General features: G+C 53.5%; 26 protein-coding genes, 2 tRNA genes and 4 pseudogenes. 10 read left to right on the top strand and 22 right to left on the bottom strand.

Annotation, left to right across the window (positions count from 1 at the left end):
* Positions 1 to 83: 83 nt before the first annotated feature.
* On the top strand, positions 84 to 446 hold the full coding sequence (locus BLO51_RS02990) for a winged helix-turn-helix transcriptional regulator (RefSeq protein WP_245719504.1): 363 nt from the start codon (positions 84 to 86) through the stop codon (positions 444 to 446).
* A 128-nt stretch (positions 447 to 574) separates the two neighbouring features.
* On the opposite strand, the gene BLO51_RS02985 is transcribed toward BLO51_RS02990, so the two are convergent.
* Both BLO51_RS02985 and BLO51_RS02980 read right to left on the bottom strand, forming a co-directional pair.
* On the bottom strand, positions 575 to 1,753 hold the full coding sequence (locus tag BLO51_RS02985) for an MFS transporter (protein WP_090666704.1): 1,179 nt from the start codon (positions 1,751 to 1,753) through the stop codon (positions 575 to 577).
* On the bottom strand, positions 1,750 to 2,577 hold the full coding sequence (locus BLO51_RS02980; protein WP_090666703.1) for a MerR family transcriptional regulator: 828 nt from the start codon (positions 2,575 to 2,577) through the stop codon (positions 1,750 to 1,752). Before BLO51_RS02980 ends, BLO51_RS02985 begins: the two co-directional genes overlap by 4 nt.
* 167 nt (positions 2,578 to 2,744) lie before the next feature.
* On the opposite strand from BLO51_RS02980, the pseudogene BLO51_RS30065 reads away from it, so the two are divergent.
* Both BLO51_RS30065 and BLO51_RS02975 read left to right on the top strand, forming a co-directional pair.
* Positions 2,745 to 2,880 (top strand): annotated as a pseudogene (locus BLO51_RS30065) (TatD family hydrolase); the annotation flags it as partial.
* Positions 2,881 to 3,210: 330 nt separating this feature from the next.
* Positions 3,211 to 3,393 (top strand): annotated as a pseudogene (locus tag BLO51_RS02975) (spermine/spermidine synthase domain-containing protein); the annotation flags it as partial.
* Positions 3,394 to 3,526: 133 nt separating this feature from the next.
* On the opposite strand, the gene BLO51_RS02970 reads toward BLO51_RS02975, so the two are convergent.
* The 3 genes from BLO51_RS02970 to BLO51_RS02960 form a co-directional block, all read right to left on the bottom strand.
* Positions 3,527 to 3,614: transfer RNA gene (locus BLO51_RS02970), tRNA-Leu, on the bottom strand.
* Positions 3,615 to 3,723: 109 nt separating this feature from the next.
* Positions 3,724 to 4,608: a DMT family transporter gene (locus BLO51_RS02965; protein WP_090666701.1), complete on the bottom strand. Its 885-nt coding sequence runs from the start codon at positions 4,606 to 4,608 to the stop codon at positions 3,724 to 3,726.
* 128 nt (positions 4,609 to 4,736) lie between these two features.
* Positions 4,737 to 5,084 carry a winged helix-turn-helix transcriptional regulator gene (locus tag BLO51_RS02960; RefSeq protein ID WP_090666699.1) on the bottom strand — a complete coding sequence of 116 codons (348 nt, stop codon included), beginning with the start codon at positions 5,082 to 5,084 and terminating at the stop codon, positions 4,737 to 4,739.
* Positions 5,085 to 5,244: 160 nt separating this feature from the next.
* Here BLO51_RS02960 and BLO51_RS02955 point away from each other — a divergent pair, with 160 nt between their 5' ends.
* Entirely contained in the window at positions 5,245 to 6,441 is a 1,197-nt protein-coding gene (locus tag BLO51_RS02955) for an MFS transporter (protein WP_245719503.1), read from the top strand.
* A gap of 221 nt (positions 6,442 to 6,662) precedes the next feature.
* Here BLO51_RS02955 and BLO51_RS02950 read toward each other — a convergent pair whose 3' ends face one another.
* From BLO51_RS02950 to BLO51_RS30060, 6 genes and pseudogenes are all read right to left on the bottom strand, one after another.
* Positions 6,663 to 7,331: an ArsR/SmtB family transcription factor gene (locus tag BLO51_RS02950; protein WP_090666697.1), complete on the bottom strand. Its 669-nt coding sequence runs from the start codon at positions 7,329 to 7,331 to the stop codon at positions 6,663 to 6,665.
* Positions 7,332 to 7,502: 171 nt separating this feature from the next.
* On the bottom strand, positions 7,503 to 7,820 hold the full coding sequence (gene trxA / locus BLO51_RS02945) for a thioredoxin (protein ID WP_090666695.1): 318 nt from the start codon (positions 7,818 to 7,820) through the stop codon (positions 7,503 to 7,505).
* Between the two features lie 53 nt (positions 7,821 to 7,873).
* The gene (gene trxA, locus BLO51_RS02940) at positions 7,874 to 8,191 is read right to left on the bottom strand and encodes a thioredoxin (RefSeq protein ID WP_090666693.1); all 318 of its coding nucleotides are present in this window, start codon (positions 8,189 to 8,191) and stop codon (positions 7,874 to 7,876) included.
* 72 nt (positions 8,192 to 8,263) lie between these two features.
* A pseudogene (locus tag BLO51_RS02935) lies at positions 8,264 to 9,428 on the bottom strand (MFS transporter).
* Between the two features lie 231 nt (positions 9,429 to 9,659).
* The gene (locus BLO51_RS02930; RefSeq protein WP_090666691.1) at positions 9,660 to 11,048 is read right to left on the bottom strand and encodes an MFS transporter; all 1,389 of its coding nucleotides are present in this window, start codon (positions 11,046 to 11,048) and stop codon (positions 9,660 to 9,662) included.
* Positions 11,045 to 11,161: pseudogene (locus BLO51_RS30060) on the bottom strand (NAD(P)/FAD-dependent oxidoreductase); the annotation flags it as partial. The pseudogene BLO51_RS30060 and the gene BLO51_RS02930, both read right to left, overlap by 4 nt.
* 752 nt (positions 11,162 to 11,913) lie before the next feature.
* On the opposite strand from BLO51_RS30060, the gene BLO51_RS02925 reads away from it, so the two are divergent.
* Positions 11,914 to 12,390 carry a hypothetical protein gene (locus tag BLO51_RS02925; protein ID WP_090666688.1) on the top strand — a complete coding sequence of 159 codons (477 nt, stop codon included), beginning with the start codon at positions 11,914 to 11,916 and terminating at the stop codon, positions 12,388 to 12,390.
* Positions 12,391 to 12,615: 225 nt separating this feature from the next.
* On the opposite strand, the gene BLO51_RS02920 is transcribed toward BLO51_RS02925, so the two are convergent.
* Positions 12,616 to 12,700 (bottom strand) — tRNA-Leu (locus BLO51_RS02920).
* A 198-nt stretch (positions 12,701 to 12,898) separates the two neighbouring features.
* On the opposite strand from BLO51_RS02920, the gene BLO51_RS02915 reads away from it, so the two are divergent.
* Both BLO51_RS02915 and BLO51_RS02910 read left to right on the top strand, forming a co-directional pair.
* Positions 12,899 to 13,930, top strand: coding sequence for an LCP family protein (locus tag BLO51_RS02915; RefSeq protein WP_090666686.1), 1,032 nt, complete (start codon positions 12,899 to 12,901; stop codon positions 13,928 to 13,930).
* Positions 13,931 to 14,198: 268 nt separating this feature from the next.
* Positions 14,199 to 14,420 (top strand): hypothetical protein, encoded by a 222-nt coding sequence (locus tag BLO51_RS02910; RefSeq protein WP_090666684.1) that lies wholly within the window; start codon positions 14,199 to 14,201, stop codon positions 14,418 to 14,420.
* Positions 14,421 to 14,437: 17 nt separating this feature from the next.
* On the opposite strand, the gene BLO51_RS02905 is transcribed toward BLO51_RS02910, so the two are convergent.
* The 3 genes from BLO51_RS02905 to BLO51_RS02895 are packed head-to-tail and all read right to left on the bottom strand — an operon-like array spanning position 14,438 to position 15,686.
* Positions 14,438 to 14,662: a hypothetical protein gene (locus BLO51_RS02905; RefSeq protein WP_090666682.1), complete on the bottom strand. Its 225-nt coding sequence runs from the start codon at positions 14,660 to 14,662 to the stop codon at positions 14,438 to 14,440.
* 53 nt (positions 14,663 to 14,715) lie between these two features.
* The gene (locus tag BLO51_RS02900; protein ID WP_090666679.1) at positions 14,716 to 15,462 is read right to left on the bottom strand and encodes an adenosylcobinamide amidohydrolase; all 747 of its coding nucleotides are present in this window, start codon (positions 15,460 to 15,462) and stop codon (positions 14,716 to 14,718) included.
* On the bottom strand, positions 15,459 to 15,686 hold the full coding sequence (locus BLO51_RS02895; RefSeq protein WP_090666677.1) for a hypothetical protein: 228 nt from the start codon (positions 15,684 to 15,686) through the stop codon (positions 15,459 to 15,461). The genes BLO51_RS02900 and BLO51_RS02895 overlap by 4 nt, the downstream gene beginning before the upstream one ends.
* A gap of 136 nt (positions 15,687 to 15,822) precedes the next feature.
* Between BLO51_RS02895 and BLO51_RS02890 the strand changes: the two genes are divergently transcribed.
* Positions 15,823 to 16,149: an HAD family hydrolase gene (locus BLO51_RS02890; RefSeq protein WP_090666675.1), complete on the top strand. Its 327-nt coding sequence runs from the start codon at positions 15,823 to 15,825 to the stop codon at positions 16,147 to 16,149.
* A gap of 62 nt (positions 16,150 to 16,211) precedes the next feature.
* Here the strand turns inward: BLO51_RS02890 and BLO51_RS02885 are convergent, their stop codons facing one another.
* Together BLO51_RS02885 and BLO51_RS02880 are read right to left on the bottom strand one after the other, a co-directional pair.
* On the bottom strand, positions 16,212 to 16,535 hold the full coding sequence (locus BLO51_RS02885) for a hypothetical protein (protein ID WP_090666673.1): 324 nt from the start codon (positions 16,533 to 16,535) through the stop codon (positions 16,212 to 16,214).
* A 137-nt stretch (positions 16,536 to 16,672) separates the two neighbouring features.
* Positions 16,673 to 17,242: a xanthine phosphoribosyltransferase gene (locus BLO51_RS02880; RefSeq protein ID WP_090666669.1), complete on the bottom strand. Its 570-nt coding sequence runs from the start codon at positions 17,240 to 17,242 to the stop codon at positions 16,673 to 16,675.
* Positions 17,243 to 17,552: 310 nt separating this feature from the next.
* Between BLO51_RS02880 and BLO51_RS02875 the strand changes: the two genes are divergently transcribed.
* Complete coding sequence (locus tag BLO51_RS02875; RefSeq protein WP_090666666.1) at positions 17,553 to 18,272, top strand: DUF4309 domain-containing protein; 720 nt, start codon at positions 17,553 to 17,555, stop codon at positions 18,270 to 18,272.
* Positions 18,273 to 18,319: 47 nt separating this feature from the next.
* On the opposite strand, the gene BLO51_RS02870 is transcribed toward BLO51_RS02875, so the two are convergent.
* Positions 18,320 to 18,931, bottom strand: a complete 612-nt coding sequence (locus BLO51_RS02870) for a DedA family protein (RefSeq protein WP_090666664.1) — start codon at positions 18,929 to 18,931, stop codon at positions 18,320 to 18,322.
* Between the two features lie 210 nt (positions 18,932 to 19,141).
* On the opposite strand from BLO51_RS02870, the gene BLO51_RS02865 reads away from it, so the two are divergent.
* The gene (locus BLO51_RS02865; RefSeq protein ID WP_090666662.1) at positions 19,142 to 20,188 is read left to right on the top strand and encodes a YkvI family membrane protein; all 1,047 of its coding nucleotides are present in this window, start codon (positions 19,142 to 19,144) and stop codon (positions 20,186 to 20,188) included.
* Here BLO51_RS02865 and BLO51_RS02860 read toward each other — a convergent pair.
* The 4 genes from BLO51_RS02860 to BLO51_RS02845 form a co-directional block, all read right to left on the bottom strand.
* Positions 20,114 to 20,638 carry a hypothetical protein gene (locus BLO51_RS02860; protein ID WP_090666655.1) on the bottom strand — a complete coding sequence of 175 codons (525 nt, stop codon included), beginning with the start codon at positions 20,636 to 20,638 and terminating at the stop codon, positions 20,114 to 20,116. The two genes, BLO51_RS02865 and BLO51_RS02860, sit on opposite strands and share 75 nt — an antisense overlap.
* Positions 20,639 to 20,663: 25 nt before the next feature.
* Positions 20,664 to 20,951 (bottom strand): hypothetical protein, encoded by a 288-nt coding sequence (locus BLO51_RS02855; protein WP_090666653.1) that lies wholly within the window; start codon positions 20,949 to 20,951, stop codon positions 20,664 to 20,666.
* A gap of 184 nt (positions 20,952 to 21,135) precedes the next feature.
* Positions 21,136 to 24,537 carry an AAA family ATPase gene (locus BLO51_RS02850; protein ID WP_090666651.1) on the bottom strand — a complete coding sequence of 1,134 codons (3,402 nt, stop codon included), beginning with the start codon at positions 24,535 to 24,537 and terminating at the stop codon, positions 21,136 to 21,138.
* A complete protein-coding gene (locus BLO51_RS02845; protein ID WP_090666649.1) occupies positions 24,450 to 25,745 on the bottom strand; it encodes a metallophosphoesterase family protein in 1,296 nt (431 codons plus the stop codon). The genes BLO51_RS02850 and BLO51_RS02845 overlap by 88 nt, the downstream gene beginning before the upstream one ends.
* Between the last annotated feature and the right edge of the window lie 15 nt (positions 25,746 to 25,760).

Genomic DNA, 25,760 nt, shown 5'->3' with positions numbered 1-25,760 from the left:
TCGCTATTTATTGTAGAAAAAAGTAAACTATTCGTATAGTATGCACTTTAAAGTTAGATACTATTAAAAAGGAGAGTATAAAATTGAACAAGCAGAAACATGTTCCGGAAGAAGTCAATGTATCGCCATTTTCATATGCAATCTCTTTAATAGATGGCAAGTGGAAAATGCATATTTTATTCTGGCTGTGGAAGAAAGAAGTTCTTCGATATAGCGAACTGAAACGAGCGCTGGGTAACGTGACACATAAAATGCTAAGTTCTCAATTAAGAGAGTTAGAGACGGATGATATGCTAATCCGCACGGAATATCCGCAAGTTCCACCGAAGGTTGAGTACCGCTTGTCGCCTAAAGCTTTGACGCTGATGCCTGTACTCGAAATGTTGTGTGCGTGGGGACAGGAACACTATACGGAAACAGTTGAAAGTGAAACGCCTCCTTCGTAATTCTCAAACACAGCGCATATCTTCGTAGTATATGTCTGAGGCCACTCTAAAAATAAGAGTGGCCCAAATAAAAAAGCTGAGTATAATAACTCTCTACACTCAGCACGTTGGTGAGGGGGCAAAGATGTTCAATTTCCCCCGTTTTCGTATGTCGCGGCCTGTCCTGGAGTACGCCGCACAGCGAACAACCGAACAGCAAGCAGGAGCGCCAGCAAGACCATGGCAAAGCCAGCCAAACTGAGGTTGCCAATGGAGAAGCGGTTGATGACAAGCCCTCCTATCGCTGAGCCGGCAGCGAAACCGAATTGGACAAAAGACGTGTTCAAGCTTAGCGCAAGATCAGGAGCGTGGCGAACGGTGGAAACCATGTTTAATTGTTGAGCCGGGGAAGTCATCCATGTGCCCACCATCCATATCATCATCAACGGGACGACCGCATAGATCCATCCGCCGGTCCAAGGAAGCAGCAACAACATGACGGCTTGAAGCGAAAGGCCGACAAAGATCGTAAACGGCGGCCCCTTCGTATCCGCCAGCCAGCCCCCGAATTTCGAGCCGACAAAGCTGCACAAGCCCGCAAGCAGTAAAATGCCCGACAGCGCAGCGGCGGTTAGTTCAGCATTGGTTTGTAAAAAGGGGGCGATGTAAGTAAACAGCGTGGAGTATCCGCCGATATAAAACAATGTAATCGCAAGCGCAATTTTTTTCTCTTTCAAAATCGCCAGTTGCATGCCGATCGTTACTGCTTTTTGCTCCATTATGGACGGTACTTTGGCAAACACGGTCAGCAGCGGAATGAAGATGAGCAGTCCAATTAAAATAAATAACGCTCTCCAGCCCATCGCTTCGCTTAAAAACGTGCCTGCAGGTACGCCAAGGACGAGCGCGCCGCTCAGCCCCATCAAAATCGTGCCAATCGCTCGCCCGCGCTGCTCAGCTTCAACCAAGCGCGTAGCCACGGCCATCGAAATGACTGTAGCAACGCCGCCGCTGAGGCCCTGGATGACGCGCGTCGCCAGCATGATCTCGAAAGAGGGGCTGAAATAGACCGCGAAGCTGCTTGCAGTGAAAATAGCGAGCATCGTCAGCAGCATTTTTTTACGATCTATGCGGATCGTCACCGCGATGACGAAAGGGGCGCCAAGCGCGGCAGACAGGGCGAATGCCGTCACGAGCATGCCCGCCGCAGCGGTCGTAATTCCGAAATCGGCCGCGATAAGATGAAGAATGCCGCTAATCATATATTCCACCGTTCCAATGAGAAATACGGCTAACGCAAGTATAGATACGATCCATTTCGGTTTCATAGCTGTTCTGCTCCTTCTTCAATCGGGATTTGGATTTCGATAAGGCGAGTGCCTGGCTCACCTGCAAGCGGCACGTAAATTTCCCTTCCCGGCTGGTCGCTCCGAATACGATAGTGGTTGCGCTCAATCCAGGCAGCAAGGTCTACGCATGCGGTCTCGGAAAACGATGAATCGGAACGGAACAACAGTGTGGCCATCGTTGCCGCAGGCAGAATACGGAGATTGAGATGCTCGGGCAGCCGCTGATCGTTCGTTTTTATAGCATAACCAGCCTCCAGCTCAAAGGCATGCTCCGCACTGCCAGCAGCGTTCCATAGCAGGGTTTGCGGGCCGGACAAAGAAGCGCGGGCGCGACTATCAAGCTGTTGTTCGAAGATGTGGAAGAGTTGTGGAATATCTTCAACCACCCCGGTAGAAGCATGCGTCATCAGGCGCATGGCATCCACGTGCTTGATCACAATCTCCTGTTCTTTATCCATCTTGCCCTCACGCTCCACGATCTTCATGCGTTCTTGCACGCGGGCTAATTTGATTCGTTCGCGATCAAGCTGTTGCTCGATCTCGCTTTCTTTCAGTCGAAGCATGCCGCGAATTTGTTCCGCCGATATCTCTTCTTTCAGCAGATGCGCGATTTGTTGCAACGTAAACCCTAACTCTTTAAAAATGATGATCCGATTTATCTCCAACAATTGTTCTGCGGAGTAGTACCGATATCCGGTCGCCGTATCGGTCTTGGCCGGTTTTAAAATTCCAATCTGATCATAGTAGCGCAACGTTTGCAGTGGAATTCGGCTTAACCGCGAAAACTCGCTAATTTTAAACATATTATTTTTCCCTCCTCTTGCTCTTCGGTACGATTATACACTTTCTAGTGGACTGTAAAGTCAAGTACTCTGTCGCGATTCCGTTAGTGGCGGGATAGTTCAGGCGTACTTGGTCGCTGGAGAAATGAAGTTACGGTATACTTGGACAAACAGAGAGGATCATGGACACCTATTTGGATATGAGATTCTACATCGGGATTATGGGTTGGATGTGCGATGAGCGCAGAGGCAAGCATATGCGGGAAGCTTGTCCGAAGAATTCCATTGGATCTGCTCATGATTAAGACGGACGCTCCCTTTGTTGTTCAACCGACTTGTTCAGTGTTGTGTTTTATCCGCAACCATCACCTATCCTGAGTTAGTTGGATAATCAAATAGTATAATTGTCGAAATGCTGTTTGGAGGAAAAGAACGCTGTCAAAAAAGATTGCAAGCCTCCTGGTTTTTTTATTGGCGAGGTGTTCAAGCGTAGGTTAAGGGAGACTGGCGATGAGCAAAGGCGTGGATTTATATTTATGTCGTAATTGGTGCTGTATTCGAAGTTTGCTGGGTCATGGGTTTGAAACATTCGCATGATTTTCTGTCGGACTGGAGAAGAATTTTGTATATGGCAATGGTTTTAAGCGCCGCGATCAGCTCGATATGATAGAAACTGAGCAATTCGGAAACATGCTGCTGTTGGACAATATGGTTATGACGACGGAGCGGGATGAATTTGTCTATCACGAAATGATTGTTCATGTTCCTTTGTTTACACATCCGAATCCGCAAAAGGTTCTGGTCGTCGGCGGAACTATTCGCGATGTTAGCGAACATTTATGCTCATCTGGACTTTAGCTCGAAAATTTCTTCAGCCCAGGTAATGAGTACCACTTTGCATATCCCAAGTATGCAAAAAGCTCCTGAATCTCCACGGGAGGAAATTCAAGAGCTCATTCATTCTTAGGGATGGTGCGGTCGAGAGGACTCGAACCTCCACGGGGGGTTAGCCCACACGGACCTGAACCGTGCGCGTCTGCCAATTCCGCCACGACCGCATATTTCGCCACGATTCGATCGATTTCGAACCGGCAAATAGAATTATATAACGGGCACTTGGCCATGTCAAGCGTTAAATCTGCTATTCCTCGTTATGGCATCCCTCTATCATTTGTCCTCGGAGAAAACGGCGTGGCGTGACTTAAAGTCCAAATTTACAAGAAAAATCCCTGTTCCGATGCACAGACCGCCTGCTATGATCAAAGGATGCAGCGGCTCCCCCAATACGTTCCAGCCCGTTAACACCCCGAAAAAAGGAGCCAAAAATAAAAACGCGCTTGTTTTTCCCGGATCACTTCTCTGCAGCACGTAATACCAGACAGCAAACTGTACAATGGAGGATAGTACGCTTAACCATAGCAAAATCGCCAAGGAATGCCCGTTGACAATAAAGAACGGCCGTTCAAGAGCCAAGCTGGCCAATAAGAGCAGCAAGCCCCCGAAGAGCATTTGATAAGCGGATAAAACCCACGAGTCGATACTCCCTCCCCACCGTTTGACCAGTAAAGTCGACACCGCCCAGCATACCGAGGAGAGCAAGCCGAAGAGCAGGCCGATTTTGACTTCCAGCTGCGTTCCCAATGTTATAGCTACACCCGTCAGCCCCAGCAGAACCCCTATCCATTGATAAGGCTTATACCGTGCCTTAAGAAGAACCGTCCCCAGGATGACCACAAGCAGCGGATTCGTAAACGTCAGGATGGACGACTGGCTGGCCGAAATGGTTCGCAGACTCAAAAAAATGCATCCCATAACCCCTGCCGTTTGAAACGCACCGATAACCAGCATTCTGATCCAGACGCGCTTGGAATCGGGATGCGGCCTTCGGAGCCCGATAACAAAGACTGCCATGAGGATTCCAGCCAGAATGAAGCGATATCCGGCCAATAACAAAGGAGAAGCATAAGCCAGTCCCAATTTCCCTACAGTGAAAGATGATCCCATGAAAAAGGTTGTTAAAACGATCAACGGCACAAATTTGATTGTATGCATACAGCGATATCCCCCTTCGTTTACTTTGATTCGCGGAAGCGTCATCATGTGTCATTGTAAACGAAGAATATTTCGTTCTTCATCGAAGTATGGAATGCATTTTCTCGAATTTGGGACACGAGCAGATATTAATATTTATTCAAAATTTCGTATTCGCCTTGGTCGAAGGTTTCCTCCAGGTAGCTCTCTCCCCATTCGCACATCGCAGTCAAGATCGGGGCCATCGACATTCCGAGCTCCGTAACCGAATACTCAACTTTCGGCGGGACTTGGTTGTATATTTTTCGAATAACGATTCCATCTTCTTCAAGCTCCCTTAGTTGCTGGATCAGCATTTTCTGTGTTATCCCCTGAATCATCCGCTTTAACTCGCTTGTTCGCCTAGCCTTTTTTGTTAAATGATAAACAATGAGCGGTTTCCATTTTCCTCCAATGATACTCATCGCAACTTCAAGCGTGCAGTAGTATGTTCTCATTTCCTCAACTCCCCTTTGTTTGTGCAATTATTACTTTTTGGTGACTATATCACTAAAAAGTCTGTACTTCTATTTTTGAAATTTTTAATTCATAATAGCAACCACAAGGCAATGAAAGCAACAGGCTGCGGTATGAATTTCAAATGGGGGGAATCGAGTTATGGGGATGGCACATTCAATCGGAGTTTCTTGGAGTACTCAGCAGAAGCTTCTGATTTTTGCTTTAGTTTTACTGACATTCGTCACAGGTACAAGCGAATTTGTTATTGTCGGATTGCTATCCGAGGTTGCATCTGATTTGGAAATAACGATCTCGGCGGCGGGGGCGCTGGTATCCGGGTTTGCCTTTGCGGTTGCCATCGGCACCCCTATCGTGACCGTTCTTGTCAGCCGTTATCCTGCTTATTCGCTAATGCTGACGTTCATGGTGATTTTTATAGCGGGCAATATAACCAGTGCGCTTTCCTCTACATATCCTCTGCTCATGGGGGCAAGGGTGATTACAGCTGTTGCGTGCGGGCTGATGCAGACGATAGCCATGACGGTTGCCAGTGAGACAATGCCTGCCGAGAAAAAAGGCACTGTCGTTTCACTCGTATTTGCCGGTTTTACGATTGCAAGCGTGCTGGGTGTTCCGCTGGGAACTTGGATCGGGCAAGCTGGCGGTTGGAACATGGCTTTCTGGTTCACCGCTTGTCTAGGTATCGTTTCCTTCGTAATGTTGGCAATTACACTTCCGAGAAACTTGAAGGGGACCCAAAGCTCATTAAAAAATCAAATAGGTTTATTTACACATTCCCCGATGATCCTGGCATTTTTCGTCCCGGCGCTAAGCATTGCCGCCACTTATGTCGTGTATACTTATATCACGCCTATTTTGGAAAATGTGCTGCTTATCCCAGCCAAGTATACAAGCCTTATTTTGCTGCTATATGGGACCTTCTCTATCATCAGTACTTTGTTGGCCGGTAAAATTGCCGCTCGCAACGGACTGAGGAATTTAAGGTTTGTGTTTGTCATTCAAGCCGTAATTCTTGCCTCTCTTTATTTCACTTTGCATTCTGCCGTTCCCGGATTCATAAATATCTTATTCGTCGGTCTTGCCGTTTACTTATTTAACGTAACATTTCAACTGTATTTGATCGATTTGGCCGGGGAGTATTCTCCTTCAGCCAAGGTGTTCGCCGCTTCTTTATTTCCTGTGTCCGTTAATTTGGGCATTGCTGCAGGAGCTGGGATTGGAGGACTGATTTCGACCCATATCGGGCTGCTCCACACTGGATGGGCAGGCGGCGTGCTGGCATTAGCTGCATCGTTGCTTACCTTTACTAGCTATCGGTTATACCAGACCAAATGACATGAACGTCGACCATCAACATCACCATGATGAGCTTCATAACGGTTGAAACAGCGCCAGATACGGGCCGGTTTCGTCACTGCCATCATAATTGATCTCAAAAAAACATCTCCCTTGATATGAAATGCCGGCGAATCGGCTATTTCACGATAAAGGCGAGATGTTTTTCGTTCCCTGTTTTCAAGTATATCCCATACATAGATGGTTTATTAATGTCCAGTCTATAGGGGGCATTTTAAGCTCCACATGCCATTCCAGTACCCCTCTTCAAGTCGATAGACTGTAAAGCCCTCATTCTGCAATTTTTTAACAACCTCTGTTGAATAGATGCAAAAAGGTCCTCTGCAATAAGCAGCTACATCGATATCCCGAGGCAGACTTTGTATATATTCGTCTATTTCGTCGATTGGGATAGAGATCGCTCCCGGCATATGCCCTGCCACAAAATCCCCGGTAGGACGGACATCCAGCAAAATAATCGTTCCAGCTTCCAACTTGTCCATCACTTCATCGAGTGACAGTGTCTGCACATCATCAAAATGCTGTAAAAAGTCTTCTTTCATTCGTGATATATCCGCTAATTGGCTTTCACAAAGACGCCATAGGGAAAGCAAAAAATTGGATACCTCTGGATCACCAAGTGTATAGATGACGTAAGTTCCCTGTTTATTAAACTTGACTAACCGCGCATCCAGCAATATTTGAAGATGGCGAGACACATTGGCCACACTCATCTCCGACTGCTGTGCCAGATTCTCCACAGATTTAGGCCCTTGAGAAAGCAAACTTAATATTTCAAGCCGCTTATCGCTGGATAAACATTTACCAATCCGCGCATATTGCTGATATAATTCATCCTTAAATTTTCTTGCCGACGGTAAACTTTCCACGTTCCTCCGCCCTTTCAAATTCAATTCATACAAATTATACAGGGAAGTCGCAGCAAAATACAATTATTCTATTCATTAATTGAATAGGCTATCCGAAGTGAAATTAAGAAAAAAGAAACCAGTAAGCAGCTCCTTACTTGAGCTACATTTCTGGTCCTTGGAAACTTGAAACTATTTATGCTTGGCAATAAATTGCTTTAGATCCTCTTTGGGCATGACACCCGTTTTTTTGTCCACGAGTTTGCCGTCTTTAAATAGAAACGTCGCCGGGATACCCATAATTTGAAAAAGGGATGCGGTCTCCACATTTTCATCCACGTTCACCTTGAGAATCTTGACATCATTATTTCCATCCGCATCGTATGCTTCAATAATGGGCGCAAACATCCGGCACGGTCCGCACCATGGCGCCCAAAAATTGACGAGGGTTAGACCTTCGCTTTGCATTTCGTTTTTAAATGTAGCATCGGTTACGTTGTAAATTGCCATTTCGCACCTTCTCCTTCTTTTCACAAATTGGCCTGTTGACCCTTAAACAAGTATTATTGATTTCTGGCGATGAATTGCTTCAGTTGCTCAACAGACATGTAGCCGACTTCTTTATCGACCGCTTCGCCATCTTTAAAAATAATCGTAGCCGGAATGCCCATGATGCCGAAGATAGCAGCGGTCTCGGCCTGTTCGTCCACATTGACTTTGAGAATCTTGACTCCGTTGTTTCCTTCGGCGTCATAGGCTTCAAGAATAGGCGCAAACATCCGGCATGGACCGCACCACGGTGCCCAGAAATTGACGACGGTTAATCCTTCGCTTTGTAATTCGTTTTTAAATGTGGCATCTGTAACATTGTAAATTGTCATTGTATTTTCCTCTTCTCTTCGATTTTTCGTGTTTTAACCATCGCCTGTTTCAGACGGTAACCCAGACGAGGTTCAACGTGACAGGTTTTCCTTTTGTTGTCCCTCACTGGGACGACGGCGAGACCAGATCACCACCGGGATAAGCAGCAAGGACAAAATCCCTCCGGCTAAGGAAAGGGTGGCGTAGCTGGAGTTCGCCACGACCATACCGGACAGCGCGCCACCGGAAGCACCGGCCAAAGCAACCAACACGTCAATGGTTCCTTGGGTTTTGGCGCGGATAGCTGCAGGTGTCGCATCCACAATGATCGCGGTCCCGCTGATCAAGCCAAAGTTCCAACCCAGCCCCAGTAGCGCAAGTGCGAGAATGAGAAGCGCCATGGAATTGACCGGTGCCCAGGCAGCCAAAAGCCCAGCCGCAAGCAAAGTGACGCCCGAGGCGTAAGCCATTACCGTCCTTCCCCACTTATCAACTAAAATTCCCGTGATCAGGGAAGGCAGATACATAGCCGCAATATGAATGCCGATAACCAGTCCGACTTCCCCCAGACCATGCCCATGATGACTCATATGGACCGGCGTCATGGTCATAATGGCTACCATTACGACATGGGATAAAATCATGACCGTCGCTCCCACCGCCACTTTCCGGTTGTTCGTTACCTGAGGCTGATTCTCTTCGGAACCAACCTGCTGATTCGCAAGCTTTGCCTGCGCCACAGCTTTGGTCACAAGGAAAGGATCAGGCCGAAGAAAAGCCAGGAGCACCAAACCGGCAAGAATAAAAGCGGCGGCTGCAAGCAGGAACGGCCCTACCAGCGGGGGAATACCGATAGACACCGCAAAGCGTCCCATTACGTTGACCAGATTCGGACCGGCAACCGCCCCAAATGTGGTAGATGTTAAAATAATACTGATCGCCTTTGCCCACTGCGCCAATCCCGCCAGCCAGAAAGCCTCCCGCCAGTCCTATGCGACGGCCGAAACGTTGTGAAAATCTTCCGATTAAAAGCGCCGCGGCCGCCGAGCCAAGTGTAAAGAGAGCAGAGGGAACGCCAGCAAGGCTATCCGTTCCGAGCATGTCTTGTGCCAGCAACGCCCCAATGGTGACGCCCGCCGCAAGCCCCGCACCGGCAAAAATTTGCGCAACAACGACGATGAACAACGTACGCCGCTGCAGTTGCTGCAGTTTTTCCGGCGAATTGCCGTAGGTTTGTAAAATATTATTTTCCGACATAACCCTATACGCATCCCCCTCTCTAATTGATGCTTCAAAACTATAAATGGAACAGATATCCTTCTTGGTGAACTTTACTTCATTTTGCAATATTCAATTGAATAATTGAATTATAAATTATCACCTTATATTTTTCAAGTTATTTTTTTCTACATCGAATTAGCCCCACGATGGCTAAGGATTAAATTTATTTTTTCAATGAGCAAGAATTATTCATTTCGAAAGAGAACTTCAATGGTTTGTCGGCTCGCCAGCTCCCGAGGGGACGCGTCGGATTAGCATGATTGCGGCAACTGCGGCGAACAAATAGACCACGCCAGCCGTCCCGAAAGCCCATGCATAGCCTTGTACGACATCCGCCTGTAGCGACGCCACGGACATCAAGATCGCTAGCCCCACTGTCGGACCGAGTTCCATGGATGTGTTCATCACACCGCCGGCGAGACCCGCTTGGTGCTTCGGGACGTTGGCTGTCGAAAGCACGGCGGCTCCGGAGAAGATCAGCGATACACTGGCCGCCAGAAGAATCTGACCGGGCAAGAGGCCTGAAGCATAGGCCGTGTCACGGTCGATTCCGGCGAGCAGCCCCAACCCGACTGCCCCAAGGATGAATCCCGCAACGGTGACCAACCGTGCGCCGAATCGCCCCACAAGAGCAGGAACAGCCAGATTCGCAGCGATCAGGGTCACGGCGAAGGGCAGGAATCCGACTGCTGTGGTGAAGGACGACCAGTTTCGGAGCTGCTGTAAATAGAGTGAGAGGATGAACTGGATCAGGGCCGAACTTGCGGCGGCCAGCAGCATTCCAAGCATCCCTGTGAAACGGGTGCGATCCAGAATGAAGCCGGGCGGAAGAAGCGGGTCACGCACCCTGCGCTCGACAAACAGGAAGGCGGCCAGCAGCACGAGACCGACAGTCAAGGGCCCCCATACGACGGATGAAGCCCAAGATTGATCCTGGGCAGCAACCAAGCCGTAGCTGGCGAACACAATGCCCAAGGTAGCAAGGATGGCTCCAAGCGGATCGAGACCAGGTCGGCGGGCGGTATTCTCAAGGTTACCCGCCGGGAGCAAACCACGTGTCGCGGCAAGACCCATGATAGCTACCAAGATCGGAACGACGAACATCCAACGCCACGACATCCATGTTGTCAGAATGCCTGAGGCGACGAAACCCACGAGTGAGCCCAATACGGAAACCCCGCCCCAGATGGCCATGGCCCGTCCGAATGCCACAGAATCAGGGAACAGAGCGCGCAAGACGGCCATGGCGGCCGGGGCTGTCAGTGCCCCACCGATGCCTTGCGCAAAACGCATGCTAACCAGTACCTCGAAGCTGGGGGAAAAAGCGGCGACGAGAGATGAAGCTCCGAAGACGATCAGTCCGATCACGAGCATCCGGCGCCCGCGATAGCGATCCGTCAGCCTCCCGCCAAACAACAGCAGGCCGCTGAAAGGCAGTCCGTAGGCTACCTGAAGCAACAGCAGCTGCGATGAACCCAAGGTGAACTCACTGGCAATCTTCGGCAGTGGAATCATGATCAGCGAAATCGTGAAGATCAGCGTTGCTTGGATAATCGCCAAGATCGTGAATGCGAGTCGATTTTTGCGGTTTGTCATTTGAAATCCTCCTTCGTTAAATCCATATTGACGTCCATAGCGGCTCGACCGCCGCTGGCCGCGGCAAAAATCAATTGGGAAAGCATAAAGTACGAAGTATCCCCGGCAGCATATCGATACACCTCAAACCCAGGCTCAATCTTGCGAGCTTAGACCACCTCGGTTTGCAGATAATCGACAGACGGATAACGCAACACCTCCTTATCAACAATGTTGGGGGGCCTCCACCAATAACAGCGCAATCGTAGATCATAAATGCTCAACCTCTTAATCAAGATATTAAGGACTCGTTATATCTACAATAAAAGCAAAAAAAACTCTTTTTATACATAACGATCCGTAACGAATTGAACACCTACAGGCTTGACCGGAGAAGCAACAACGAGTTGATACCACCTCATTAATAGACTTGCCGTATCTATAATATCCGCGAAATTATCAATGTGTCAATAACAAATTCAATTGGTCAATTGAATTTTAAAAGCAACGAGAATTTGCCAAAAACATTAAAACGATTCAGTATACTTGATTATCAGATGCACGACCCGGCTTTGATCAACTGATCAAGCAAATCATAAATTAAGGGGTGTCAGTAAATTGAAACAAACTATAGCATCCCGTTTCTTCGCGGGTGTGTCTGGCGGTGTTGTATGGGGGATAACCGCAAGCTATGCACGTCGCATGGTTCACGAATCTTTGAAAGGGCGGCTGTGGCGGTGGCGATGCTCGGTTCTCCACTCGGCCTTGTGCTTGGTGTCTTTTCCTTCGCGATTCAAGATCACCAAAGCGTATAGAATGTGACATTGACCCTTGAACGAAAAACCGGGATAATCAAAACTAAAAAAGCAGGAAGGAAGAGGCAGTAATGAACCCTCTGGATTACATTGAATATTTGGGACACAGCAGCGTTTACCCTCCTTTGGTCGATCAGTTTTCGAGGGACAAGATAACTTGGCGGCCGACTGTGCGGAGGAATCTTGATACGACCTATTTTGTGACTGGAGAGGGTGTCGTTCTCCATTTCGATATTGGCGCTGAAAACAACGGTATCACCAAGAAAAGCGAGGGTGATTATATATTTGACGAATTAACAATGACGATCATGGAAGAAGATAAGAAACATGGAAAATATATCGGTCCGCTTCCCTATGGATTGTTACAAAGTGATTCAAGAGCCCAGATCGAAGCCAAGCTGGGAACACCCACGAGGAGAGCCGAGGAGTTGGACAACTACTATTTGGATGGCCTCGTGTGGACGGCAGCCTTTGAAGGCGAAAGGTTTCAATTCCTGAAGTTGGCTGTTCCAACAAACGGCAAGCGAAAATATGGCCTCTGCCCATGATGCATTGCCGCAACCCGATCAAAAGGTTGAACGTTCTTTCCAAGCTGATTTGCGATTAATGGATACTAGCATGAAGGAGATTCAAGAATGGCTCGGTCATACTCATTTCTCCACTACAGCTATCTTCTGCCAAGGTAATGAGCAGCAGCCTAAATATATAAAATAATAAAAAGGTTCCTTCTCTGCCAGAAAAAGCAGATCAGAAACCTGTTATTGATGAAGTGATGCGGTCGAGAGGACTCGAACCTCCACGGGGGGTTAGCCCACACGGACCTGAACCGTGCGCGTCTGCCAATTCCGCCACGACCGCATATTTTTGTCCCTCGAACGAATTGTCTGAAAGCTGCTCTTTCAAGGAGACAAGGAGTATCGTACCATCGTTCAAGTCTTAAGTCAAACATTTTAGGAATAGTATTTTTTTATGAATCATATTATGATACAATTTGTATTAAATACCCATATTTAGTTACAAATTGTATCATATTCATATGAAATCAGGTGATTACACTTGAAACGATGGAAGATCTACGGCCTTACCGTTGTCGTCTTCGCAGGAGCCGGTCTCGGACTGCTGTATCGTTACTTGGAGCCTGTCCGCCATTTTGAAATGAAAGCCCTTCCGGTTGTCGCCGCACCCTCCGTCGCCGTCTCCACAGAACTTCCGAGCCATTCCAAGCTTCCGCCGAGCGATCCGACAGTTGTCGAGGATTCAACCGCTTCAACGGCTCTCCCTGCCGCCAATCCGCTTCAAGCCGCCAGCCCAAACAAATCGACCGCATTTAACGCACTCGTGCTCGGATTGGACTCGACGAGCGGCCAAACCGCCCGTTCGGACGTCATTCTGCTCGCTCACGTCGTGCCAGCCGAGAAAAAAGTAAATCTTGTGTCCGTTCCGCGGGATACCCGCGTCCCACTGCCGGGGATCGGCTTAACCAAAATAAACCATGCGCATTTCGTGGCCGAAATGGATGGCGGTAAGGAAGCGGGAACCAAGGCGGCGATTCAAGCCGTCAGCGACCTGCTGCAGATTCCGGTTCATTATTACGTGAAAACGAATTTCTCCGGATTCGTCACCTTTATCGATACGATCGGAGGCATCGATGTAGACATTCCCGAAGACATGTGGCTGTCCATGACCCGCAAGCCGCTGGAAGCGGGAAGCCGGCATTTGGATGGTTTAACTGCACTCGCTTTCGTCCGGGAACGGTATTCGTTGGAAGACGGTGATTTCGGTAGACAGGCGGATCATATGAAGGTGATGCGGGCCGTCGTCCAGAAGCTGCTGGCGCCGGAGAAATTAACCGAGCTTCCGGGGCTGCTGAAGCAGGCCAAAAAAGATCTGGTCGACACCAACTTGACCGACAGCGATCTCATCAGCCTCGCCTGGCTGTTCAAGGGCATGAAGGGCCAGGACATCCAATATATGCAAATTCCCGGCAAATCCGTCGTCGCAGCCGACCCGCTTGTCCGCTCTCCCCTTTGGTACTGGGAGCCCGATAAGGAACGGCTGAAGGAGCTGGTCCGTGAAAATCTGCAATAATGCAGCCGAGCCGAGTAGCGGGCAAACGCTCCCCTAATCAGCTAGCCATTTGCGCACCAGCCATAGGATAACCACCCAGATCGGAAGCGTCAGGACGACGCCAATTACGGTTCCTTTCAACGCCGAGCCCTGCTTCAAACGGCAACGCCTCCCACGAGTGATGGTAAAACCCATTGTATGCCGCATAAAGGCAGATCATGACTTGTCCGGCTGCATGACATGTTTTTTCCGTTGCACCATATACTTTCCTACAGGAGGGATCGATATTATGGTGCTGCTGCAGATCATGGGAGGCATACTGCTCGCTTTGGCGCTCTGGGGCTTGCTGAAACTGACGCTCAAGGCGCTGCTGTGGGTCCTTGGCGGAGCGTTTCTTCTGGGAATCGTATTTCCCGGCTTGCTGCTTTTGCTGGGCGGCCTTATTTTCGTTATGATCAGTCTCCTTGCGACGCTTGGGGTGCTGCTGCTGTTGTCCGCCTTCCGGTCATGATGCAGCGGTCGGATTCATCAGCCTTCCTCATAGGCCCGGAGCGCCCGCTCGGCCCAGCGTTTAAGCTCCTCCGCGCTTTCCTGTCTCGGAACGTTGAACAAATGCGTGCCTGCGCCTCCATGTCCCGCGTTATTGCGCAGCCATACCTCGCCTGACGTCCCGTCGCTGTCCGAGCGTATCCGCAGCAAATAATAAGGCTGCAAAAACAGCTCGGCTTCCTTCGAATGCTGATCCTGGTCCATCTTCTCCCCCCTTTTCTGCCATAATATTTTACCTTAACCCAATCCGGACGGGCTCATACCAGACCTCCCATTCGCTTCAGGCAATGCGCTGCGGATCGTTTCGTTGCCTCATAGACCGTTCGGCCAACCGCATAGCCTAGCCTGGTTGCTGTCCCCGCATACCTGTACGATTCGCCTTGCTGCGTCGCTGCAATAAGGATGGCATCGGTCGTCGTACCTGTAGCGGTCTGTCCCCCTTCTTCCATGAGGATATTTAAATCCTGTAGGGCAGCCGTTTTCGCTTCCGTCGCGGTAATGACGGCATTGACGAACGCGGCGTCCGTCAAACAGCCCTCGATCACCAGCACCGTATTGATCGTGCCCGGGAACAAAGACGAGACGTCGCATGCCTTGCCCGCTCTCGCCTTGTTGCTTAACCCTGCTGTCACCCATGCGCTTACATCCGTCCCCCCGGGAAGACGAAAATGCTCGTATCCGAAGTCCGCCAAGCTTGCCGCGGTCAGGAGCGCGGCCGTATTTTGAGGGTCCAGCCCTTTTTCCGTCATAAAAGCGTTCATCTCGGCCAACGGATCGTCCGAGGCATACTGCTTGGGCACCTGCCGGTTCATTAAGCGGCGGAACTCCCCGAACCCTTCCCCCCACATCGAGGAATTCAGTGTCCGCAGCGGCCGCTCGCTCTCGATCAGGAAGTAGCTCTCATAGCCGCAGTTCGCGAAACCGAACCGGAAACCGGCCAACGGAACGTCGGAATAGACCAGCTCGTCCGCGTAACGGCGGGAAGCAGGCCGCTCCGGAGTCATGACAGCTCCCCCTCAAACAGCTCGATGCGCGGCTCTTGGAACGGCTGAAAATGATAGCTGCGATCCAGCTTTACGATGCGGCGGTTCTGCTTGCGGATCATGACCGTATTGTCATCCCACGCAACGACGATACCCTTAACGTCGTTCGACTTGTCCGCATCGCGCACAACGCGCAGCAGCGTCCCCTCCACCCGGTATTTGTCCAACTGTTCGTCTGAAATCATGGTATTGGTATTCCCCCTAATTTTCGTTGGAAAATCATACTTGCACTTTATGTTGGCTATGGAATAAGAATACATCATTTGGGGGATACAATAAACAACGTTAGCGGGGTGCCCGGATTGGAGGAGCGGATACGAGATGGAAAAGAAAACGTACTATATCGCCGTCGGAAGCGGCGAAATGCAGGAGCCGGAAGAGGCGACCGGCAACTTCGAGTTCGAAATACAGGCAACGGAAGAAGAAGTCGATAAGCTGCAGGATATGTTCGAGGAGCTTGCCATGAACGAAGAGGATACGGCGGTGCGGGCAACGATTCAATACCGGGAATACCGTTCGGATAAAGAAAACGACGCACACGACGGGAACTTGACGGAGATTTACCGGATGCTTCACGAGCTCGGCACGCCGGATACAAGAAAGCATATTGAAGCGATGAATGTGCTGCCCCGGCATGAACGGCTATAACAAAAGAACCTGTACTGCGGACGCGAGCCCGGTACAGGTTCGATTTATGATCAGGAACAACGTTATCCTACATGCTCCTTGGTGTCGTTTGTTTCGAACCAATAATCGAGCACTTTGCTGGACATGACCCGTTTGTTCATGTACTCCACTTGCTGCTGCGAGAATTGCTGTTCCCACTCGACGTCCAGCTCTTTGCAAAGCTTGACGACGGTCAGCAGCTCGGACCAAGCCACATAGCGTTTGTACCAAAAAAATTGAGGATGCTCAATCATATAGGGATACAGATCGTCAAAATCCGTATGTTTACAATCAAGGGCACGTTCGAAGTGTACTTTTGCCTCATTCAATTTGGTCAAGAAAAAATCTGCCGGAATTTCTTTCCCCATGCAAGTAGCACCTCCCCATCTTTGTCTTTCACCAATTGGCCGAAGATCGAACTTCAGATTTTCAGCCTATGATCCATTATAAAGGAAAAAGCGAACGGATGGAAGGCTTAGCATGCAGAAAGCCGAGACAAATGTTGCTACTCGAACCGGATTTCCCCGCCTGCAAGCGATACGATCTTCACAAGCGACTCCACCCGTACGCCGGACTCGCGGATCGTTCGTCCACCGGCTTGAAACGATTTTTCCACGGCGATTCCAAGACCGAGCAGCGTTGCACCCGAACGTTGAATGATCCGGATCAACCCCCGTGCCGCATCGCCGTTGGCGATAAAATCGTCAATCAGCACGACGCGGTCTTTTTCGTGCAGAAACTCCTTCGAGACCATAATGTCGGTGACAATGCCTTTCGTAAACGATGGCACGCGCTCGCAGTACGTTTCCGTCTCGGTATTGAGCGACTTTTTGCGCCGGGCGAAGACGAGCGGCACGTTCAATTCCTGTGCGGCAGCGAATGCGATCGGTATGCCGGACGATTCGATCGTTAAAATTTTCGTAACGTTCTCGTCACGATACAAACGCGCGAATTCCCGTCCCATGGTTGTCGTCAGTACCGGATCGACCACATGGTTCAGAATCGCGTCCAGTTTGACCACCTCATCCGACAGGACCACACCCACTTCCCTGATCTTTTGTTTCAATAATTCCATTCTCCACGCCTCCGCTCTTTCATTTCCCTGTTCCCGTAAAACTTAACATAACGGCAAACTAGGTTTCAAGTACCATCTTTTACGGAATTGGAAACAAAGATGCAACTTTTTGCTTCCAAACATCGTCTAATGATATAGCACAAGAAAAAATGTATGTCCGGACGATAATGAAGCTTTGAAAATGAAATTCCCGCATTTTCGTAGCAATTGGCGGGGATTTGGGCATTTTCACTCTTTGTGAAATAAGCCGGGTACACGGTATGATTGAAAGAGGGTACAGCCAAATTGTAACACGGAAAGGAAGCTCATGATGAACAGAAAGAAAGCCTTCATCGGAATCTTGTCCGTTATAATGATCATGATGATGGTAGCAACGGGGTGCAAACCGAAACAGGCGGCGGAGCCGACGCCCGTCCAGCCGAAGGAAACGACGGTCGTTACGCCGACGGAGACGTCCTTGCCTCAGAACGAGACGATCACGAATCCGTCTGTCCCTTCTCCCGCTACGTCGGCGGAAAATCAGGCGGATAAAGTATCGCTCGCAAGCGCCGACAAGAGCGACAAGGACAAAGGAGAGGGCGAGCAGACTCCTCCGGCAGCGAAGCCCAATGCGCAAACGAAGCCGAAGATCGAAATCAAGTCGCCGTATACGCAGGCCAAGCCGACCTTGCTGGGCTTGACGCTCAAAACGAGCACCGCGGAAATTACAGAGAAATTCGGCAAGCCGAAAGAGCAATTCGTCATGGAGGATGACACCGATCCGATTACGGTGTACGATTACACCGATTTCCTCGTCGGCTTCGACAAGCAGAAGCAGCTGCATTTTGTCGATGTTCGAAGCGCTGACGTCAATCCGGGCCTGAACGGCCTCAAGCTCGGCGATCCGGTTGGAGAGGTTACTAAAGCGCTCGGCAAGCCAGATTCGAACACCAGCTTCGTTCTCACGTATAAAGCGACCGGAGCTGTGCTGAAGCTGGATATCGACCCGAAATCGCAGAAGGTCAATTCCATCAAATTGTTCGCGGAATAGCATCGCAAGCCACAAAACCTTGACAGGAGCTTCCTGTCAAGGTTTTGTTATGTCCGGTTTAAGGCCCGCTTGCGGTGCCGCCAATATAAATAACCGATAATGATGACCAGGACGACCAGTATCGCGACCGTGATCCCCATGTATCGTTGAGCGACCTCAATAATATGCGGAGCATTGATCCCGATGAAGTGCCCCAGGGTAAGAAACGACAAGCACCAGACTAAGCCCCCCACTCCCGCGTAAAGGAGATACCGCCAAATTCCGACATTGCTAACGCCGGACAAATAGCACGTAAAATGCCGCACTCCCGGTACATAGTAGCCGAAAGTAACCGCCCACATGCCATATTTGTGAAACCAGCCCTCCGCCACGTTAAGCCTTTCGGGCGTCAGCTTGATCCATTTACCATACTTGTAAAGAAACGGCTTGCCCACGGTCCGGCCTAAAAAATAACTGATCAGCATGCCTGTCATAGACCCGCTGAAGCAGACAACAAGTGAAGTGCCGAAATCAAGCAGCGGATTTTCTCCTACCGTAAGCGAGCCCACGGTCGTCATTAATATTTCATCCGGCACGGGTATGCCGACAATGCCGAGCGCAAGCAAACCGTAAAGAGCTATATACCCGTATTGATCAATCATCTGCAAAAGATGCTCCACCTTCACACGCTCCAGCCAAGTAATTTCAGATCATGTCGAACGTCGCTCAAATCCTTTATCATTGTATCAGAATTCGTCCGTTAACCCAAGAACAAGCTTCCCTCCAGACAGGTTGGCCTGTCCTGCACAAACAAAAAGTCATGAGGCTTGGCCCCTTCTCATACGCTGTATCATAAAGGAAGCCGTCAGGAAGGGGGACTTGCGAGCGAAATGAGAAAATGGGGGAGCATTTTGCAGGTCAGCTTCACCTATGTAGGCACCGTAGTAGGCGCCGGGTTCGCGACCGGGCAGGAAATTATCCAGTTCTTCACCCGCTATGGCTGGATGGCGACTTTTGGCATCGGCGTCGCCAGCGCCTTGTTTATATGGTTGGGCATCAAGCTGATGCTGCTGGCCCACGATACCCGCGCCAAGTCTTACGAAGATCTCAACAGGCTGTTATTCGGAAAAACCGTCGGAAACGCCGTCAGCTTGTTTACCCTGGTGGCTCTGTTCGGCGTATCGACGGTCATGCTGGCCGGAGCGGGATCGGTTTTCGCCGAGCATTTGAATCTGCCTCTTCAGTCCGGGCTGTTTGTTACCCTGCTGCTGGCGTATGTCCTTCTTATCCGGGGGATGAAGGCGATCATGGCCGTAAATTCCGTCATCGTCCCGCTCATGATCGGCTTCAGCTGCATTGCCGTATGGAATACGTGGGATTCGCCCGGGGCCGGCAACTGGCTTCACATGGAATCGGATTATTCCGCCCAGCGCATATGGTTCTCCCCGCTCCTCTACGCGGCGTTCAACCTGACTATGGCTCAAGCGGTGCTCGTACCGCTTGGGGCTCAGATCAAGGACCGGTCGGTGCTGTATTGGGGCGGCGTGTGGGGAGGAATCGGCATCGGAGCCATGCTGCTGGCCGGTCATTATGCGCTGTCCGCCCAAATGCCGGGGATCGCGCAGTTCGACATCCCGATGGGACACCTGATTCACGGACTCGGCCCGCTGCTGCAGCTTCCGTTCATTCTGGTGATCTATGGGGAAATTTTCACAACCTTGCTGGCCGACGTTTACGGCTTGGCGCTGCAGATCGAGCAGCGAAGCTCCTTGTCTTATCAGATCATCGTGCCGCTCCTTCTTGCGCTCTGCTATGTGGTGAGTCACATCGGCTTCAAAACGCTGCTCTCGTCGCTCTATCCGTTACTGGGCCTGCTCAGCATCGCCTGGATGGTCCTGATGATCTGGCGCAGGCAGCGGCCGTTCGGAACGAACTAACGCAATCGTCAGCGCGAGCCGGACGAGCATCATGAGCATGCCGGCCAGCGTAAAGACAAAGCCGCACAGCAAATATGGGAAATGATAAGGCGGATATTGCTCCGCATCCCGCAGGACGGCAAGCAGATCCGTAAACAGAAACAAACTGCCGATCAGAAACAATGCAAGCAGCGCATAATCGAAAAACGTCCAACGGGCCAAATGCGGGCCGGCCTGCCGGACCAAGACAGCGGATAAGGACGGCTGGTCTTCCGGCCTTTCTTTTGTCCGGACCGCAGCGTTCCCGCTGTCCTCTGGGTTAGCCGTATCTTGGGCAGCCGCCTCCTCCGGAACGGCGGAAGGCGCAGCTTCGGCTTGGGCCCGCGAATAGACGGTCCAGGCCAGCAAAACGGCCGATCCCGTCACGATAAGCCCAATAGCCCCGCCGAACCAAGCAAGCGTCATCATCATGAGTCAACACCTCGTATACTTCATCTTATCGGGCATGCCGGGCAAGCTCGTATACCATCCACAGAAATAGCGCAAAGAGCAGAACCGGCATCGCAAATACGGCGACTTGCAGCGGCCGATGGCCCGGTGAAGGCGCCCTGCGCCATAGATAGCTGAGGTTCCACCGCTGCATGCGGGATTCCCGGATGATGGACATGTCCGGGGAATGTCCGGATGCCGCAGCCGGAGGGCCCTGCCCGCTCGGAACGATGGTGCCGCGCTTCCAGCCGATCCGGTATGTAATTTCGCGCGGTGCGCGATCTTCAGGCTTCACCCCACGTACCTCCGTTTCAAATGGCTTTACTTTATACTTGCTTATTATATAGCTTCCTGGGAACGCAGGCTATGGCATTTTGTACTCCTATGTGGAATGATGGGCTTTCGCGGTCGGCTTGAAAGAAAAATTCAGCCGCCTCGAAGCAGGCGGCCTTTTGCTTGCCTTGATCGGCATTATCGTATTACGTCTTGCGGCTTAAATACTGGACGGATGCTGCGGAAAAACGGGAAACGTACGCATCCAGCACGTGCTTGTGGCACGTAAACAGCAGCAACTGGCGGCCCTCGGCCACCATGTGCAGCAGCTCCATGCCGTATCCGAGCCGCTCGTCATCGAAATTCACGAACAAATCGTCAATCACGAGCGGCAGCCGGACCCCGGACGCCGCGTATTCGTCCGCGAGCGCGAAGCGGATGCACAGATACATCTGCTCGGCCGTACCCCGGCTGAGCGCGGACGCATCCAACAGCTCGCCGTTCGCCCTCTCCGCCAATACGCGCTGCTCGCCGAGCGGCGCAATCATCCGCATGAACCGGCCGGATGTCATCTTTTCGAAGTACCGGGAAGCCCTCTGCATGACGGAGGGCTGTTTTTCGTGCTCGTACAATCGTTTCGTCTGTGCGAACAGCGTTCCGCACATGGAAACCACCGCCCAGCGCTTCATCAAACGCCTTAGCTCGGTACGGCGTTCCTCCGCCTGCTGCAGCTTGTCCGCATGATCTCCGCCTTCGGTCAGCCGTTCGATTTCGAAGCGTTTGCGGCTTTTTGCCTCCCGGCACGCTTCCAGCCGCTCCCGGAGCGCATCCCGCTGTTCCGACAAACGCGCCCGCTCTTCCTCCAGCTCTCCTCCGGTGACGCTCGCAAGCCTTTCGTCGAGCGGCTTCATCCCCGCTTCACCTACCAGCGTCCGAATGGCAAGCTCGTCCTGTCTCAGCTCTCCCAGCAGCTCCTGACGGCGAAAGTATTGGCGATGGAGACGCCGCAGCGCCTCTTCCCCGTCTGCCCCCGCGGTATCGAGCAGTTCCTGCCGCTTCGCGGCCGTGCGTTCGAACTGCTGCGACAGCAGCGCGGACTGACGGCTCAGCTCGGCGTGCTGCCGGCCGTCCCGCGCAAGCTGCTCCTGCCGCGCAAGCTGCCGGTCGCGGGCGGCCTGCCACGCTTTCAGCGCTGGGCCGGGCTCCCGGCCGGCAGCTTCGCCGAGCAGCGCGGCCGCCTCCGCGGCAAAGCCCGCGGCGGTGCCCCGCAGCGCCTCGCAGCGCGCCGCCTGGCGGCGCAGCCGCTGGAGCTGCTGCTGCGCCGCTTCCGCGAGCTGCAGCAGCTCCAGCGCCGCCTCGGCGCTCGCGTCCGCGGGCAGCGCCTGCGCCTGCAGCCACGCGCGCCAGCGGCGGCGCAGCGGCTCGCCCGCCTGCGCGTGGCGCTCGCGCCGGGCGCGCAGCGCCGCCAACCGCTCGGCGGCGGCAAGGCGCCCGGCGTGCCGCGCCTGCCGCGCGCGGAGCTGCCGCTCGAGGGCATCGAGCCACGGCTCGATGTCCTCCGCCGGCAGCGGCAGCGCGCGGCCCGCGGGCGCGGCAGGCTCGGCCGCGGCGGCGGCAAGGCCCGCCGCAGGCGGCTGCGCCGCGTAGCGCGCCAGGCGGCGCAGCTCCGCCGCCAGCGCGGCCTCGCGCGCAGCGGCTTGCTCGCGCAGCGCCACAAGCGCAGGCGCTGCCGCAGCGGGCCCAGCCCCGCCCGCGTAAGGGCGGAGGCCGCGGTCGCTGCGGCTCTGCGCGGCGCGGCGGCGCGCAAGCGTCCAAGCGGCGCTGGCGGCAAGCAGCACGGCGAGCGCTGCGATAGCCGCAGCAGTCTGCTGCAGCGCCGCCAGTGCAGCGGGAAGTAGCAGCGTTGCGCCGTAGAGAACATACAGCGGGACACCGGAAGAGCCGGAGCGGGCTTTCTCCGGCCCGGCCTGCGCTTCCAGACGGCTCAGCTTCTCACGGTCCTGCTCACGCTCCGCTTCGAACCGGACCTCGCGCAGCGCTTCCCTCCATTCATGGAACAAACGCCTTGCCGTCCGAATCCGGTCCAGTCCTTCTTCGACTGAGGCGTGATCGTCTTCCAGCGTCAACCTCTCCTTAGCCTGGGCTCCATCGATGCTCCGGCTGCGGCCAGGGCCATCCTCCAGCATCGAGCCGCGCCCGTCGCCTTCTCCGTCCCAAACCTCGGCCCCGCTCCCGCCACCCGTCGGCTCAAGCTCCTCCGCCCCGGATTCGTTTCGCAGTCGTTCGGCTTCCGCCTCCAGCAGCGATTCATTCTGCCGCCAGACGCGCCATTCCTCGCGGAAAGCGGACGCCTCCTCCCGGAGCATGACCGTCGAAGGGAGACGGTCCAGATGGTCCGGCGTCCATGCCCGATGAATGCGGCGAAGCATCCGCTCCAGCTCCAGCCCAAGCTGCTCTTCTTCCGCTTCCGACTCCGCCTGCGTCCGCTTCGCTTCTTCGTAAGCCGGAAGCCGGTCCAGCAAAGCTTCAAGCGCCGCCCGGCGCGCCAGCACCGCGCCCTCTGCCTCCGCTTCCGCCTCGGCCGTCCGCAAGCTTTCCTTCAAATCGGACAGCGCGAGGGCGACCCGGTCAAGCTCGATCGTGAGCCGATCCCGCTCGGCAAGCGCTGCTTCCATCCGCGGCAGCGCATCGGCCGGGAACGCATCCAGCGTCTCGGGCAGCTCCGCCAGCTCGCGGCGCAGCTCCTCCCTCCGCAGCCAGTGCGGCTGGGCGCGGATGCACCGTGCAAGCCAGTCGGCTTCGCGCTGGAGCTTGTCGAGTTCGAGCTCCAGCGTCTCCTGCTCCGCAGCCAGGCGGTTCACCTCCGCCTCCAGCGCATTGTAGCGCTCCGCTCGGCCGCGGCTTTGCGCGAGCTCCGCTTCCGCAGCCGCCAACTCCTGCAGCGCCCGGTTCATCAGCGGCGTGCGTCCGCGCGGGCGGTACAGCTGCTCCAGCTCCTGCGCGAGCTTCTTATCCGCTCCGCGAATCACGCTGCCGCTCGCGCCGAGTCCCGCGCTGTACAAGAAGCTGCCGACCTCGCCCGATTGCAGCGTCCCAAGCTCCTGCAGCTCGGTCAGCCCGAAGGCGAACAGGCTGCGGAACAATTCGGGCGTAATCCCGCCTAACAACGCAGCCAGCTCCCGCTCGCCCCCGGTCGTTCCGTCCGGAAACGTCACGCGAACGCTGCCGGCCGCAGGCCCACGCCCCCGTCCTCCGCTTGGGCGCTCCCACCGTTCGACCCGGTAACGACGGCCTTGTTCGTCAACGAGCGTAATCGCCCCGCCTTGTCCGCCCTCCCCCGGCGCAGTCATCCGCTCCGCCGAGCCGCCACGTGGAAAGCCGAACAGCACATCCCGGATAAAGCCCAGAACCGTGCTTTTCCCCGCTTCGTTCGGGCCATAGAAGAGAGTAACCGGGGCATCCGTCAGAAGCTCCACATCGTTTAGCACACCGTAGCGGCGAATGTCGAGCCGTTCGATTCTCATTCGCTCCACCCCGTCTCCGCGCCGCTGCCGTCCGCCAGCAGATCGATCGCCAGCTCTTCGGCTTCCTGCAGCCATGCGGCCCATTCCTCGGGCCCCCACTCGCTTAGCAGAGCGGCAAGCTGCAATTGTCCCATGAGCGGAACCAGCGCTTCCTCTGCGAAGGCCGACAGCCGCTCCGGGGATTCGCCGGCCTCCGACGCGAGACGCAGCAGATCGCCCAGAAACCCCGGTTTTGCGGCCAAGTCTTCGCGCGAAACGGCAGCTCCGGTCCGATCCTCGATGCTCTCGATCCAGACGGCTTCCGCGCCCGAAGCCACGCTCTCTCTCAGCGCGGACGCCAGCCCCGTGAGCCATCCGCTGCGGCGAAGCGCCGTATGAAGCGGCCCGCGTCCGATCAGCAACAGACGCGCCAGAACCGCGCGTCCTTCCGCTGCCGCGCAGGCCGCCTCCAGTTCCTCCTCCAGCGCGTCCTTCAGTTGCTGCTCCGTCTCCAGCCCGGCAATGGATAGCTCCCGGACCTCCCAGCGCACATCGTCCAGCGGCTGAAACCGCAACTGCGATGCGCCGCCTTCCGCCACGTCGACCACGTAGCAGCCGCGAGGACCAGTTTCGCGGACGTGGCGGCCTTGCAGATTACCGGGATACACCACCCAGGGCCGCTCATGCAGCACCCGGCGCGAGTGAATATGGCCCAGTGCCCAGTAGTCCACCTGCCCGCCCGTCAAATCCCGCAGGCTGCAAGGCGCATAATTGTCGTGTCCCGCATCACCGTCCACATTCGTATGCAGTATTCCGATGTGGTACAAGCCGTCGTTATGCCGGACAAAGCCCGGCGTTAAATTATCCGTCACCGCGGAACGGCCGAACGAGATGCCCGATACCCGCGCAACAGGCTCGCCGTCCTGTGCCCGGACGATGACACTTTCCACCGCATCGCTTCCGAATACTTTTACCGTCTCCGGCAAGCGCAGCTTCGCGCTGTACCCGTCGTGCAGCGGATCGTGATTTCCATGAACGACAAAGGCGGGCACCCCGTGTCCCGCCAACGTCTCCAAAGCTTGTTGAAACCGCAGCTGAGCGCGCAGCGAGCGGTCTTTTGCATCGTAGATGTCGCCGCTGACGACGACAAAATCCGCCTGCTCGCGAACCGCCAGGTCGACGAGCCGTTCAAGCGCCGTGAACGTCGACGCCTTCACCCGTTCCCTCAGCCCGTCCGGCAAACCGGACAATCCCCGAAACGGACTGTCCAGGTGCAGGTCCGCCGCATGAATAAACCGAAACCCCCGCGTCATTTCCAATCCTCCGTC

The organism is Paenibacillus tianmuensis (genome assembly GCF_900100345.1).
GTDB classification, from domain to species: domain Bacteria; phylum Bacillota; class Bacilli; order Paenibacillales; family NBRC-103111; genus Paenibacillus_G; species Paenibacillus_G tianmuensis.
Note: the sequence above shows the minus strand (reverse complement) of the source record. Positions and strands in the feature narration are given on the sequence as shown.